This window comes from Gemmatimonadaceae bacterium (assembly GCA_019637355.1).
Lineage (GTDB): Bacteria > Gemmatimonadota > Gemmatimonadetes > Gemmatimonadales > Gemmatimonadaceae > Pseudogemmatithrix.
Genome location: JAHBVT010000001.1, coordinates 288,159 through 304,541 on the forward strand (window position 1 = coordinate 288,159; position 16,383 = coordinate 304,541).

General features: G+C 68.4%; 3 protein-coding genes and 1 pseudogene. 2 read left to right on the plus strand and 2 right to left on the minus strand.

Annotated elements, in window-relative coordinates:
• Nucleotides 1–4: 4 nt before the first annotated feature.
• The gene (locus tag KF689_01280) at nt 5–9,916 is read left to right on the plus strand and encodes a hypothetical protein (GenBank protein MBX3132003.1); all 9,912 of its coding nucleotides are present in this window, start codon (nt 5–7) and stop codon (nt 9,914–9,916) included.
• Between the two features lie 10 nt (nt 9,917–9,926).
• Nucleotides 9,927–10,136, plus strand: a pseudogene (locus tag KF689_01285) (DUF72 domain-containing protein).
• A gap of 210 nt (nt 10,137–10,346) precedes the next feature.
• On the opposite strand, the gene KF689_01290 reads toward KF689_01285, so the two are convergent.
• Together KF689_01290 and KF689_01295 are read right to left on the minus strand one after the other, a co-directional pair.
• Entirely contained in the window at nt 10,347–10,886 is a 540-nt protein-coding gene (locus tag KF689_01290; GenBank protein ID MBX3132004.1) for a hypothetical protein, read from the minus strand.
• Nucleotides 10,887–10,905: 19 nt separating this feature from the next.
• A complete protein-coding gene (locus KF689_01295; protein MBX3132005.1) occupies nt 10,906–16,209 on the minus strand; it encodes a hypothetical protein in 5,304 nt (1,767 codons plus the stop codon).
• Nucleotides 16,210–16,383: the final 174 nt, after the last annotated feature.

Sequence of the window (16,383 nt, forward strand, 5' to 3'; positions counted from 1 at the left end):
CCGCTTGAACTCCCGTCTTCTCGGCCTTGCCGCGGCCACGCTGGCCGTCGGCGTCGTCAGCTCCTGCGACGATCCCACGCGTCCGACCACCGAAGCCTCGCTCTCGCCGAACATCGCGCTGATCCAGCCCGACTCGGCCACGCGAGCGTCGCTCATCCTGCCGCTCACCGGTGTGCGCGCGCGCACGATTGGTCCCACCGGCCGCGTGCTCGACCTCACGCTGCAGGGCAACACTTGGCGCGGCACCATCACCGGCCTCGCCGCCGGCGATTACGAAGTCATCATCGAAGGCCTGGCCAGCGGCCAGGTGCAGTTCTACGGGCGTCTGGCGAGCATCACGCTGGCGCGCGGGCAGCGGGCCCAGCCCGCGGTGCCGTTCGCGGCGGCAGTGCCGACGGTGGCGCCGCCGGCGCTGACCAACACGACCAACTTCTCGCAGCGCGCCCCGATGTCGCGCATCGCCGCGGCCACGGGCTACGTCGTGCAGGTCTCGCAGGACCTGGCCTTCGGCTCCGGCGTCACCGAGTTCACGGCGCCCGACACCAACCCGTTGGTGACGGTCACGCAGCCGGGCACCTGGCACCTGCGCACGCGCGCCATCCTGCCGCAGATTCCCGCCACCAGTGTGCCCTGGTCGGACGTGCGCACGTGGACGGTGATCCAGGCCGCCGGCGGTGACGCCGCTGGCGACGCCGCGCCGATCGTGCTGGTGCCGGAGGCGCCGCAGACGATTGCGCAGCGCAACCTGACGCCGACCAAGCGCAACGACTGGTACGACATCGACGCCGAGGAGGGCGACTCGGTCTTCGCCGAGACCTTCGCGGCGCGGCTGGAACTCGCGTCTGGGCTGAACACGCGCCTGACCTTGTTCGAGGACGACGGCACGACGCAGGTCGCGCAGAACGACGACTTCAACGGCAGCACCGACTCGCGCCTGGTCTATGTGGCCGCGGAGTCCAAGACGTACAAGCTCCGTGTGGACGGGATGGCCAGCACCAGCGGCCACTACGAGCTGCGCACGGAGATCCGTCGGCTGCCGCTGGCGCCGGAGTCCTTGGTGGCGACGATCGTCTCGGGCACCGAGGTGTCGCTGGCCTGGGATGACCGCTCCAACAACGAGACCAGCTTCCGCATCGAGCGCTGCGAGGGCGTGGACTGCACGACGTTCACCGAGATCGGGAACGTTGCGGCCGACGTCGAGACCTTCGCCGCCACCGGCCTGACGCAGGGCAACACCTACCGCTTCCGCGTGCGGGCGCGGAACAACGTCGGCAACTCGGCGTTCACGAACGTCGTCGCGACGGCGCTGATCGGGCCCGCGGCGCCCACGAATCTCGTCGCCACGACCGTCTCCTCGACGGAGATCGGACTGACGTGGACCGACGCCTCGAACAACGAGGAAGACTTCCAGGTCGAGCGCTGCACTGGCGCGGACTGCACGGACTTCGCCGTCATCCAGACGCTGCCGGCCGGCACGGAGGCCTACGCCGACGTCTCGGTCGTGTTCAACACGGCGTACAGCTACCGCGTGCGGGCGCGCAACTCGGTGATGGCGTCGGCGTACTCGGACGAGGCCGCGGCCAACACGATTCCGCCGGCGACGCCGTCGGCCCTCGTGGCGACCGTCACCGGCCCGACGAGCATCGGCCTCGTGTGGGAGGACAACTCCGACAACGAGCTCGGCTTCCGCATCGAGCGTTGCACGGGCGCGGCCTGCACGAACTTCGCGGTGGTGGGCAACGTGGGCCCGAACATCACGGCCTATGCCGACAACGCCGTCGCCAATAACGAGGACTACCGCTACCGGGTGCGCGCGTTCAACGCCGTGGACGGCGTGGATGCCACGAACATCGCGAACGCCAACACGCGTCCGCCGGCAGCGCCCACGGGCCTGACGGCCGAGACCCAGGGCCCGACGGCCATCCAGTTGCAGTGGACGGACAACGCGACGACCGAGACCGGGTACCGCATTGAGCGCTGCTCCTCGGCGCCGGACTGCACCGATTTCGCGTTGCTCACCACCATCGCTGCCGATGCCACCGGGTACACGGACAACGGCGTCACGGTGGACAACAGCTACCGCTACCGCGTGATCGCAGTGGGCGTCGCCGGCAACTCGGCGCCGACCAACGTGGCCGACGCGAACACCCTGCGTCCGCTGGCCCCGACGTCACTGGTCGCGACGACGATCTCGGCGACGGTCATCCGCTTGACCTGGCAGGACAACGCCGACAACGAGACCGGATACGTGCTGCGGCGCTGCGACACGGCGGGTTGCTCGAACTTCGCCATCGTCGCGACCTTCGATGCGCCGGCCGTGACCTACGACGACTCCACGACCGAAGCGGGGACGTCGTACGTGTATCAGCTGCGGGCGACGAACATCGCCGGTCAATCGGATGCGTCGAACAGCGCCGCCGCCAACACCTTGGCGCCTGCCGCCCCCACCGCGTTCACGGCGACGATGATCAACGCGTCGCGCGTGGACCTGGAATGGGTGAACAACGCGCCGGAGGCCACCGGGACGCGCGTCGAGCGCTGCGAGGGCGTCGGCTGCAGCGATTTCGTCGAGATCGCCTTCGTCCCGGAACCCGCCTCGGTGTACTCGGACGAGACGGTGACGCAGGGCAGCGTGTGGCGTTACCGGATCCGGGCGCAGAACGCCGCCGACGTGTCTGACTACACGGCCGTGGCCTCGGCGACGACGGAAGTGCCGGCGGCGGTGGCCAGCCTGACGTACACGATCCTCAACGGCAACCAGGTGCAGCTCGACTGGGACGCCTCGGCCGGCCCGAACCTCGCGCAGTACGCGATCTATCGCTGCACGGGTGTGGGTTGCACTGTGACCGACCTGCTCAACCTGGTGAACAGTGACCAGATCACCTACACCGACGGCAGCGTCACCCCGGGCAACACCTACCGCTACGTGGTGTCGGCCGTGGGTGCCGCCGGCGAGTCGCCGCCAAGCGACGTCGCGACGGTGGAGATCGCCGTTCCTGCCGTCCCCTCCGGCTTCAGCGCGACCGTGCGTCGCGGAGACATCCAGTTGGCCTGGACCTCGCCGCCAGGGGCCGCGACAGTGGAGATCGAACGTTGCGAGGGCGACCCCTGCGGTGCCTTCGCGCTGATCTCGACGCTTTCCGCCTCGAACGGCACGCTGACGGACGCTACGGTCGTTGCCGACCAGGCCTACGGCTACCGGATCCGGGCCGAGAACGCAATCGGCCACGGCGCGTATTCGTCCGTGGCGACCGCGTTCACGACGCTGTCGCCGGCCCCGAGCGGGCTCACGGCGGACGTGATCAGCGGCACGCAGGTGGACCTGCTCTGGACCGACAATGCACTGACCGAGACCGGCTTCTCCATCGAGCGCTGCCTCGGCGATGCCTGCTCGGACTATGCGGTCATCGACACGGTCGCGCCGAACACGCTCAGCTTCTCGGACCTCACCGTCGAGATCGGCAACGCCTACGGGTACCGGGTGCGCTCGCTGGCGCCCTTCGGCGCCTCGGCGCCGTCCAATGCGGTGGAGATTACGACGCGCATCCCCGAGGCGCCGACGGACCTCGTCGCGCAGACGCTGTCGAACACCAGCATCCGCCTCACGTGGACGGACAACTCGGACAACGAGCAGGACTTTGCCATCCAGCGCTGCGCGGGCGTCGATTGCACCGTGCCGGCCGGCAGCTTCGCGACGGTGGCCGCGGGCCAGACGGAGTTCGTGGACACCGGTCTCGACGCGAACGAGACGTACACGTACCACGTGTTCGCCGCGAACGCGGTCGGCAACTCGGCGCCGACCAACACGGCGACGGCTACGACCAACCTCCCGGCAATCCCGGCGTCGATTGAAGCCTTCGTCACGGCGGGGGACATCATCCGGCTGGTCTGGCAGGATGCCTCCGCCGACGAGGATGGGTTCCGCGTCGAGCGCTGCGTCGGCGCCGGCTGCACGGACTTCGCCGAGATCGCCGAGACGCTTGCGGACGTCGCGGAGTACTTCGACAACCCGGTGATCGACGGCACAGTGTACCGGTATCGCGTGCGCGCCTTCAATGCGGCCGGCAACTCGGACTACAGCCCCGTGCGCAGCATCACGGCGGGCCTGCCGGTGCTGCCGGGCGAGGTCACGGTCACGACCCTCAGCGGGACGAGCATCCGCATCACCTGGGCCGACCTCTCGGACAACGAATCCGGATTCCAGGTGGCCCGCTGCACCGGTGACGGCTGCACGGGCTTCACAGCCCTCAGTGGTGTCGCTCGCAACACACAGGAGTTCATCGACAGCACCGTCGTGCCGGGCGAGATTTATCGGTTCCGGGTCGCCGCCTCGAACGGCGCCGGCTCGTCCGGCTTCACCGATTACGTCGATGGCAACACGATGACGCCGGATGCCCCGAGCGACCTCGCCGCCACGACCTTCTCGGCTTCGCAGATCAACCTTACCTGGACCGACAACGGCCCGTACGAGACCGGCTTCCAGGTCGAGCGTTGCGTCGGAGCGGGCTGCTCCAGCTTCACGCTGCTCACCACCGTGCCGGCCGACGCGACGGAGTACGCGGACACTGGCCTCGCGCAGAACGAGAGCTACAGCTACCGGGTGCGCGCGGTGAACGCCGTCGCCAACTCGGCATACACCGACGTGGCCACGGCCACCACCGACCTGCCGGCCGCGCCGACGGACCTGGCGGCGCTGCCGCTCTCGGCCACCGAAGTGGAGCTCAGCTGGACCGACAACGCGAACAACGAGGAGAACTACCTCGTCGAGCGCTGCGAAGGCACGGACTGCTCGGATTTCGCCTTCCTCGCCCTGCTGGGCGTGGACGTCGAGACGTACAATGACGCTACCGTCCTCGCCGACCTGACCTATCGCTATCGGGTGCGCGCGATCGGTAGCGCCGGTCCGAGTCCCAACTCGAACGTCGCCGAGGCCATCACCTCGGTACCGGGCGACCCCAGTGACCTCACTGCGACCACGCTGGCGTTCAACCGCATCGACCTTGCCTGGACGGACAACGGCGTCAACGAACTGAACTACCGCATTGAGCGCTGCGTCGGCCCGGCCTGCTCGGACTTCACGGAGCTCACCGTCTTGCCCGCAGGCACGACCGAGTACAGCGACGAGACGGTCGATGTCGACCTCTCGTATCAGTATCGTGTGCGTGCGTCGAACAACGTCGGCGTTTCGGGCTACAGCAACGAGGCAGCCGCCAACACGCTGCGGCCGGCGTCGCCCAGCGGCCTCGGCGCGCAGGCCGTGTCCGCCACGCAGGTAGACCTGACCTGGACGGATAATGCCGACAACGAGCTGGGCTTCATCATCGAGCGCTGCGCGGGCGTGAGCTGCACGGACTTCGCCGCCATCGACACGGTCGGCGCCAACGCCGCGGCCTTCGCGGACCAAACGGTCGACGCCGAGCAGGATTACCGCTACCGCGTCTTCGGCTACAACGTCAGCGGCCTGTCCGACGCCATCGCGGCGGTGGACGCCAACACGCGCGTCCCGGCGGTGCCGAGCGACTTCACCGTCGAGGTGCTCTCGGCCAACGCGATGCAGCTCTCGTGGACGGACGAGGCGGACAACGAGGTCGGCTACCGCATCGAGCGCTGCTCGGGCGCCGGCTGCACCAGCTGGCTCGAGATCGGCACCACCGGACCGGATGCCACGGGCTTCACGAGCACCGGCCTGGTAATCAACACGTTCTATCGCCACCGCGTCCGTGCCTACAACGCCTCGGGTTCGTCGGCCTATACGCCGATCGTGCAGGTCGGCACCTTCCCGCCGACGGCACCCAACACGCTCGTCGCGACGACGCAGACCGCCACGCAGGTGAACCTGCAGTGGAACGATGCGTCCACCAACGAGGACGGCTTCCAACTGCAGCGCTGCACCGGCGCCGATTGCTCAAGCTGGGCGGTGATTGACACGCTGCTGCCGTCGTCGCCGAGTTCGGCTACGGGCACGCTCAATGCCGCCGATATGAGCGTAGTGGCCGGCGAGTTCTACCGCTATCGCCTGCGTTCCTTCAATGGAGTCGGACTCTCGGCCACGTTCTCGAACATCGCCGAGGCCAGCACGACGGTGCCGGCGGCGCCGAGCGCGTTGGTGGCCAACCCGGCCGGCCAGACCACAATGAACCTGCAGTGGTCGGACAACTCGGCGGACGAGACCGGCTTCGTTATCGAGCGCTGCCTTGGCAACGCGTGCACGGACTTCGCGGTCGTAGACTCGGTGCCGGCGAACGCCAGCGACTACGCCGACACCGGCGTAACCGGCGACAACATCTACCGCTACCGTGTGCTGGCGTACGGCAACGGCAACTCGGAGTACTCCAACATCGCGTTGGGGTCGACGATCATCCCGGCGGCGCCGGCGTCCCTCGTGGCCGTGGCCCCATCGGATGACCGCGTTGAACTGACGTGGACGGACGCGGCCGACAACGAGGACTTCTATCGGATCAGCCGTTGCACCGGCGCCGATTGCACGAACTTCGTGCAGATTGGCCTCCTGCCGCCCAACAGCAGCGCCTTCGACGACGAGACGGTGGCGGTCAACACGCTGTACCGCTACATCGTCACGGCGGTGAACGGGGCGGGCGAGTCGGATGCGAGCAACATCGCCGAGGCAGAGACCGACGTGCCGGGCCAGCCGACGGACCTGGTGGCGACCATCGAGCCGGGACCGCAGGTGCGCCTCGACTGGACGGACAACGCGACCACCGAGACGGGCTTCGAGATCGAGCGCTGCGCCGGCGTGAGTTGCACCGACTTCACCCTGCTCGCGACCGTGGGTGAGGACGTGACGACGTACACCGAGTCGGTGGGCGTCTCCGAGGCGTATCGCTACCGGGTGCGCGCGGTCACGGCCACGCGGGCCTCGGGTTACACCGGCATCGTGCTCGCCAGCACGAACCCGCCGGCGGCGCCGACGGACTTCGCCAGCAACATCACGACGGACAAGGTGGACCTGGTCTGGACGGACAATGCCGACAACGAGCTCGGATACGAGGTCGAGCGTTGCGACGGCACGGACTGCGAGACCTTTGCGCTGCTGGAGACGCTCGCGGCGGGTTCGACGACCTACCGCGATCTCTCGGCCGTCATCGATACCATCTATCGCTACCGGATTCGCGCAGTCAACGCGTCGGGCGAGTCGGATTACAGCGGCACGGTGACCGTGTCGACCTACCGCCCGCCGGTGCCGACTGACTTCACCGCGACGCCGCAGTCGGCGACGTCGGTGCAGTTGGCGTGGACCGACAACTCGGTCATCGAGACGGGCTTCGAGATCGACCGTTGCCTCGGTGCCGCGTGCACGGAGTTCGTGACCGTGGCGACCCTCAGCGAGAACACCACGGAGTTCCTCGACATCACGTTGACGCCGGACCAGACCTACACGTACCGGATGCGGGCGCTGAACGTCTGGGGCGCGTCGGATTACACGGCGGTCGCCGAGGCGTCGACGGACATCCCGCTGCCGCCGAGCGACCTGATCGCGACGCTGGTGTCGGAGAACCGCGTCGACCTGCAGTGGACGGACAACTCGGGTGTGGAGACGGGCTTCACGATCGAGCGCTGCGCCGACATCCCGAGCGTGGAGTGCAGCGACTTCACCGAGCTGACGACGCTCGGGGCCAACGTCACATCCTTTAGCGATGAGTCGGTGGTCCTCGGCCAGCGCTACCGCTACCGCGTCCTGGCCTTCAGCGCGGCGGGTGCGTCGGACTTCTCGGCGGTGGCGGAAGCCACGGTCGAGGTGCCGGCGGACGTGACGCTTGACGCGGCCGCGGTGGTCTCGCCGACTGGGGTGGACCTCCAGTGGACGCCGGTACCCAACGCCGACGACTACGTGGTGGTGCGGACCAACATCAACACGGCGGAGGTCGATACGGTCGCGACGTTGCCGCATCCCACGGCGCAGTACCTCGACGTGGCGACCACCGGTGAGACCTATGAGTACCGCGTGGTGGGCGTGAACGTGATCGGGGCGGGCGGCGGCACCGTGCTCACGGCGTCGCTGAACCCGCCGCCGGCGCCGACCGACGTGGCTGCGGTGGCCCTGTCGCCGACGCAGGTGCAGGTCACCTGGACCGACAACGGGATCGACGAGATCCGGTTCTGGGTGCAGCGCTGCGATGGCTCCGACTGCGAGGACTTCGCGAACATCGTCACGCTCGGCGGGAACGTCACGGAGTATCTGGACGAAGACGTGGTGCCGGGCGGGAAGTACCGGTATCGCGTGACGACGGCGAACGAGGTGGGTCTCTCGGTTCCGTCGGCGGCGGTCTTCGTGAACCTGAGCGCGCCGGATGCGCCGAGTGGCCTGTCGGCGACCGTTACCGGGGCGACCCAGATCACGGTGCAGTGGACTGTGAACTCGGACAACGAGACCGGCCTGTCGCTCGAACGCTGCTCCGGCACGACCTGCACGGACTTCCTGCAGATTGCGTCGCTGTCGGCGGGGGTCAACACGTACCTGGACAACGGTGTGGCGATCGGCCCGACGTACCGGTACCGCGTGCGGGCCTTTAACGGGGTCGGGCAGTCGGACTACTCGAACATCGGGCAGGCGACGATCGAGCTGCCGAGTGGCATCGGCGCACTGACAGCGACACCGGTCAATGGCGAACGGATCGACCTGGCCTGGGGCGCGGCGGCGGTGGTTGCCGGATATCGCGTGGAGCGTTGCACCGGGCCGGCCTGCGAGAGCTTCGCGCCGATCGCGAACGTCTCGGCGGCGACCCTGGGCTATGTGGATGACAACGGGCCGTCGTACGGCGGCACGTTCCGGTATCGCGTCGTGCCGTTCAACATCGCGGGCGACGGGACGCCGTCCACGCCGGCGCAGGTGGCGCTGGTGCTGGCCGCGCCGGTGCTGACGCAGCCAATCGTCCAGAGCCTGACGGACGTGCAGCTGGACTTCAGCTACGCTTCGACCTGGGAGAGCGGAATCGAGATCTTCCGTTGCGAGGGGGTGGGCTGCACGCCAGCGCTGTACACCACGCTGCCGAAGGGGAGCACGACATTCTCCGAGGGCGTGGCACCGGCATCGGATTACGCATATGCCGTGCGTCAGGCGACCGTGGGTGGAGCGTCGGGCTTCAGCGTCCTGCGTCGGGCGCGGACGCCAATCACGCTGTCGAACGCGGTGGCGGTCACCGGGCTCGAGGATTCGCAGGGCGGGGCCGAGCGGCACTTCGTGTTCAACGTGCCGGCCGATGCGCTGGGTGTCCGCTTCCAGATGGGCGGCGCTGGTGCGACTGGCGATCCCGACCTCTACGTGAAGTTCGCGCAGCCGCCTCTCGCGACGGAGGTGCTGAACGACGCCACGAACTGCGTGCCGTACATCGGCGGCACGTCGGAGACCTGCACGTTCAACACGCCGGTGGCGGGCAACTGGTTCGCGATGACGCGGGCGTTCTCGCCGTACGGGGGGACGGAGCTGAAGGCGTCGCTGGCGCAGCGGTTTGGGTGGCCGGGGGCGCAGGTGAATACGGCGTGCTGCTTGCAGGATCTCATAATCGGCCAGAAGGTCGAGCTGACTGAGCCGGTGTCTGTCACGCACTTTGGCGCGACCCTCGCGTCGTCGGTCGGCGGATTGCTGCGACTCGGCATCTACTCCAACCGCGTGGCTGGCGAGGATCAGCCTGATCTCCTCGTCACGCAGCTCGAACTGGCGGCCCCGGCCACAGGATTGGTTGAGGCGCCGGTGTCCGAGGTCATCCTGCAGCCAGGCAAGTACTGGATTGCCGCGGTGACCAACTTCAACAGCGTATTTGCCTCAGAGGGCGTGTCGCAGCGCATCTGGTACTACTTCCGGGCGTACGGAAGTGGTTTCGAGGCGACCTGGCCGTCGACGGACATCTTCGTGACGAACTACCAGGCGTTCAACATCTGGTTCCGCGGCTACCGCTGACCGTCTACGCCAAGGCTTCGTCGCCGTCGAGGTCGACTCCACCTTCTACGCCGTGCCAGCGGTGAAGACGGTGCGTCGCTGGGCCGACGTCGACGAACGTGCGCGGGCTGCAACCAAGCTGGGTCAAGTCCCGAAAGCCCCGGCCCAGTTGGTGGAGCAGCTGGGCTGTTCTAGCAGGGGGAAGCCGCCGAAGCGGCCGTACCGGCGGTCCCAGCAGTAGGTCTCGTCGCTCCATCGAGGACGCGCGGTTCCCTCCGCCTGATTCGTGCGTCGTTTACGACCAACCAGGGCGTCTGTGGCGCGCCGCAGGTCTTCTTGGGCCTTCGCGAAGCCGACGAGATGTGTGGCAAGCATCGCGCCGGAAGGGACGAAGAAGGCGGCCTGGTGTGACCTATGTCACGCCAGGCCGCCTTCTCTGCTTTCGTCTTCGCTACGGCGTTCCGATCGGCCTCAGTTGGACGCGGGACTCGTCGGTCAGGCGTAGCCGAACTCCCCCGCGGCCTGCACAACGGACGCTACTGGTATCCGCCACCACGTATGTCCCGTCGCCGCAGAGCAGGCGCGCGCCGATTGGCACGACGGGCTGCTGGGCCTCCGCGCGGGCCCGCGCCTGCTGCTCGGCCCAGGGCACTTGGGTCGCGGCTGGCTTGGCGGAGTCGCTCTGCGCCTCAGGTGCCACAATGCCGCGGCGTTCCGAGACGGCACCCGGCTGCTCGATCGCCACCCCACGTCGGTCGGCGTTGTGGGTGGTCGGGAAGCGGACCAGCACGCCGCCGCGGGTCGCGCAGGCCGCATCGGCCGCGCCGGGTGACGGATAGAAACCGTCGCGACAGCGCAGCGTCGCGCCATTGGGCCCCGTGCCACGCACAGTGCCAGCGGACGCCGGCACGGCCGTCTCAGTCGGCGGGGCTTGCTGGGCGCCGAGCGGAGCCGCTAGGGCAAGCGCCGCCACCGCGGCCAAGGGAAGCATCAATCGAATGGATCGCATCTTATGGTCGCTCCACCGCATACAGCGGCAACGTGAAGGTTCTGAAGTTCGGGCTGGTCACCGTGATGGAGCTCTGGCCGGGTGTTTGCGCGCGCACCCAGAAGGTGAGCAACTCGCCATCCTCTCCCACGATAATCGTCGACACGGTGCCAGTGCCATCCGAGATCGCGAAGGTCGTGTCCACCGCGAAGCTGAACGTCGTGGATTCCGTGACGAAGACGGCGTTCTGGTCCGCGTCGCGGAGGCGCAGCGTAATCAGGGCCGAGTCACCGACCACGATCGCCTGCGGGCCCTGTAGCAGCGTCAGGTAACCGGCCTCGACAACGATGAGCGTCGTGTCGGACTTGAGGTTCGGTGCGCTGAGCACCAGCGTGTCCGTGCCGCTGGTCAAGCCCGTCAGCTCGAGTGAGTTGTACGATCCGTAGACGCCGCTGTTGAACTCAATGGTGCCAGGCGAAGCGGCGAACCGTCCCGCCAGCGCGGAGGCAGTTGCGGTGACCGGCACGTAGTCCAGACTCGTGTACACCGAGAAGCCTGGCTGACGACGCGTGCCCGGTGTGAGGCGCACGAGGGCATCGGCGCTGCTCGAGAGATACGCCTGCCCGATTTCCAGCGAGGACGTGCTCGTCAGCATCGACGCGAAACCCGGTGGGCGATCATCCTCGACGCGCAGGACGGCGCCGCCGGTGGCGAGTGCCATCGGGCCTGGCGGCGAGGCGTAGTACGCGTCGGCCGGGTAGGTGAACGACGTCCCCGCGGTGTCGAGCAGGTCCGGCCGGTCGGTCGTGAAGCGCATCGGCACCGGGGAGGCCATCAGTCGTGTGCTGCGGGTCAGCGCGTCCACCACATAGAGCTCGATGGCCAGCGGGAAGCCGGCCGCGGAGACGTAGGCGTAGTGCTCGATCTCGCCGCGCGTCACGATGACGTCGAGCTCGTACTCGTTATAGCCCGGCGCCGAGGCGATGACGCGCGCCGACCCCACCGTGTCGCCCGCCGTGATCGGGATGTACGCGTAGTCGTCGTAGGCCGCGATGAGCACCGAGTCGGGCACCTGGACCAGCGACGGCTGCGTCGAGTGCAGGTACACCCACATCGGCTCCGGCGAGGCGTAGCCGCGCGAAACGTACACGTCGTAGTCGTCCGTCTTTTGTCCCATCCCGATCGACATCCGGTCGTACACGTCGTTGTAGTAATAGCCGCCCGTGAGGCTGCGCGGGTTCACGAACACCGTGACCGTGTCGGGCCGGATGATGCCCTCCACGTCCTCGACCACCAAGGTCGCGGTGCCGGCTTCGAGGAACCGCACCGCCGCCCCGTACGTCGGGTAGTAGTCCCCTTCCTCGAAGACGATGGAGTCCGTCTCGACGACCGCCTTGCTCTCGTCGAGCGACAGTACGCGGAGCTTGATCGGTTCCCCGGCGGTGCGGTAGACGTATGAACCGAACTCCGAGAGGATGGCGCCGATGTCGGTCAAGAGCTGGCCGGCGCGTGGGTCGCCATAGAGCTCGAGCCGTGCCCAGGACTCGACGACCTCGAACGCCAGCGTGTCGGAGTTGTAGCCGGGCGCGCTGGTGATGAGGGAATCCACGCCCAGCGCGCGACCCACCACCCAGCCGAAGCTCGACGTCGCGCCCGCCGCAAACTCGCCGGAGAAGCCCGTCACTTCGACTTCACCTGGGCCGGTCCGTTGATTCGTGATCGGCAGCGCGCCCTGCGGTGGTCCGTTGCGGTACGCCGTGAAGGACGTGGCCAGGCGCTGCCCCACCCATTGCGATGAGGTGGTCTGCAGCACGTAGGGGTTCACCGTCAGCAGCGCGGTGGACGAGCTGTCGTAGGCCGGATCCTCGGGCACCAACCAGAGTCGCGCGCTGCCCGGGGCGACGGGACGGTACTTGCCTTGCGTGTTGCTCGCCAAGCTCGACGGGACGAACGTGACGATGGAATCGACGACGGCGATGACGGCCGGGTCCGACGAGCGCAGGCGCGCCCGCACGGTGTCCAATGCCGCCCGCGTGGTGCTACCGTCGCTCATAAATGCCGCCGCCGTGCGCACGACGCTGTCGGCGGCGCTGCCTGAGGCGTTCACCAACGTGCGCCCGCGGGACACCGTCACGGTCACGTTCATCGGCGACAGGTTCGCGCCCGAGAACTGGATCTGCGTGCTCCCGACTCCCGTGCCGACCACATAGGCCGTGCCGTTCGAATTCGACGCGCCCACCTGTACGGTCGGCGTCAGCACCTGGGCCACGGCGGTGTTGAGGCTCGTGACGGCCACCGCGCGCAGACCGGTCGGCGACATCACGTTCGGGATGCTGAACGAGATCGGCGTGATGACGCCGACGCCGCCGGTGGTCGAGAACGTGAAGGTGCTCGGGGCCGCGGTGTACGTCGTGATCTCCACCGAGTCCGCCGCGACGCCGTCGATCTCCGCCACGATGTAGCCGCTGCCGAGGCCGAGCGTCTGGAACGCGATGCTGCTGCTCCACTGGTCCGCCGGAATCTCGCTGGTGGTCTGCTCCAGGAGGATCACCGACGGGTTGTCGGTGCGCCACGTGAGCCCGACTGCGGAATGCACGCGGAAGCTCGAGAAGCCGTCGATCGACGTGAGGCCGGCGCGGACGGTGCCGCGCGACTGTTGCGGCAGGTACGTCCCGGTCACGTCATCGATCAGCAGCTTCGGCGCCGTCACCACGACCGGGATCGAGTCCGCGGGCAGGCCCGGCGACTCGAAGACGACGTACGTCGACCCTTCGCTCAGCCCGCGCACCGCGAACGGCGGCGATGCGTAGTCATTGAGGCCGAGTCGAATCTCCGCGGGCACGCCGGCGATGGCCGGGTGCCGGCTCGTCACCGTGATGACGCGCTCTCCCTTGAGCGGGGAGCGGCCGCTGATGGTCGAGCGGATCCGGAAGTACTGACCGGCACCCACCGTGCTCGTGAGATAGTAGTCTTCCCAGTACACCGAGTGCACGGGGGGGAAGACGCCCAGCGAGGACCAGCCGCCTGCGTGGTTCGGCGCCGAGATGTCGAGGTCCACCCAGCCCGATCGGCCCGCCTCACCCGTCGTCACGACCGTGAGGTTGCCGAAGAGCTGGCCCTCGGGCACGAGGATCTCCACCGACTCACCCGGCGTGCCGACGAGATTGAGCGGACCGCTGGCGCTCGCCGTCACGTCGCCGCTCTGCACAGCACCGCCGCCGCCGCAATAGTAGTAGTACGCGCTCACGCAGGCCTCGGCCGGCCGGCCCAGCCCGGTACCGCCGGCCACGAGCGCCAGCGTCGTGTCGAGCGACGTCACCGTAACCAGCACGCCGCCAGGCCCAGCCGGCGACGTCAGGCTCACCAGCAGGCGCACCGTATCGCTCGTCTCGAAGTACGGATACTGCGGTTCGAGAAGTCCGACGCTGGACTGTACCACCGTCACGAGCACCGAATCATCGCCAAACTCGGACGACATCCGCACCCAGGTCACGCCCTCCACGTTGCCCTGCAGCCCCGGCGTCACCACCGTCTGCCCCGCCGGGATGTTCACCGTGCTCGAGCTCCACTGCGCGATCGGCTCGTCCACCGTCAGCGTCACCGTCACCGGCGTCGGCGACGGGTTCGTCAGGTAGATCGGGATGCCGCGGCTCCCGCCGATCGGCACGTAGGTGTAGTCGAAGCCCGCGAACAGCGAGATGCCTTCGCTCGCCACCAGCGTGGCGTTGACGTTCAGGCTCACGCCGCCGATGGCGGCGCGCATCTGCTGCGCGCCGGCCTCGCCCAGCGTCCACGCAACGCCCACGCGACCGTCGATGTCCGTCACCGCCGACGTCGGCGAGAGCGATCCGCCGCCCGCCTGCACCGTGAACGTGACCGTGGCACCGACCACCGGCTGCTCGAAGGTGTCGAGGAAGCGCACACGGATCGAGTCCGCCAGCTGCGTGTTCGCCGGCGCCGACTGCCCGCCGCCGCTCACGAGCACCGCCGTGACCGCCGGCGGAGCCGCCACGTCAAAGAGGTTCGACTGCGCCGGCGGCAATTGCTCGTGCGTGGCCACGAGGCGATAGCCCGTCCCGCCCTTGTTCACCGTAAGGCCCGTGAACGTGGCCACGCCCTCCACCGCGTTGACGGTGGTCGTGCCCACGAGCGCCGCACCGGCGCTGCCGCCGCTGAGGCCGAGTGTCACCGGGCCGCCGAAGGTCGTGATGATCTGGTTGGCGCCGTTGCGCACCGCGACTTCGATGCCCGGGAGGTCTTCACCGCCCGTGATGTTCGACGGCTGCGACTCGAACGTCAGGCTGCTCGCGGCGCTCGCAACCTGCGTGCCGGTGAAGACGGCGTTCAATGCGGGCGACGCCACGCTCGCCGTCACGCTGCCCGCGCCAGCCGCCGCGCCCGCCGTCCACGTCACTTCGGCGTAGCCGTCCGCGTCGCTCACCACCGTCGGCTCGCTCACCGAGCCGCCGCCGCTCGTCACGGCGAAGTTCACGCTCACGCCGGCGACACCGAGCGCATCTGACGCGATCACGCGCACGCGCAGCTTCTGTGCGAACTCCGCGCCGGTCAGTGCCGACTGCCCGTCGCCGCTCGCCTTCACCAGGCCACTCGGCACCGGGAGGATCTTCACCAACGCCGAGTCGCGCACGCCCGTGAGCGACTGCGCGATGATCCAGGTGCTCCCGCGCGCGCCGACCAGGTTCACCGTGCCTGACGCCAGCGACGGTACCGCGGCCAGCGCCGGGTTTCGTGAGAGGAACCCGATGATCGCGTTCGGGACCACGACGTCCTGGCCATCGTAGCCCGTCGCCGTGAACGCCACCGACTGGCCGGAGTTCGCCTCGGCCGTGTCCGGGTCGATGTCGATGCGCGCGAACGTCGCCCCCGGGACTGTCGGGGCGAGCGGAACCACCACGGGCGGCGGCGGCGCGTTGCGGTCGCGCCGCGCCAGCACCGTCACCGGACCACCCGCAAAGACCGTGTCGCCGGCGGAGTTGATGTAGCGCAGGAAGGCGCTCAGGACCTCGCCCTCGGTCCCGGCTTCGCTGCTCAGCGGCACGAGGATGTTCAGCGGAATCGAGTCGGCGTCGGCAGGGAACTCCACCACGCTCGACGCGGCGACGGTGTTGTCCGAGCGTCGGAGCTCGATGCGCACCCGCGTGAACGGCACCAGGCCGGCCACGCTGTGCATCGTCCCGTCCACTTCTTCCACCATCATCGGACGGAAGTCCGGCAGGAAGTGCAGCGCCACGGGGACCCCGCGCCCGCCCGGGCCGGTGATCTCGCGGCCGCAGCTGAGCAGCGATGCGAACAGCGTGAGCGCCAATACGGTGGCGCGATGTCTGACGGGGCTCGATCCTGGCACGTTCGGGTACTCGGCAATGAAGGGGAATCGACTTCCTATGTTACTGCCTTGGACACGGCCCCGCGAGCGAGACTCGCCGGACAGCCGTTAGCTTCCGTTCACGATGGGGGAGTTGCCCCGTCTCGGGCGGTGACC

What these genes read in the sequence shown, in the direction of transcription:
- KF689_01290 (MBX3132004.1), bottom strand. Translation starts at nt 10,886, where the DNA reads ATGCTTCCCTTGGCCGCGGTGGCGGCGCTTGCCCTAGCGGCTCCGCTC.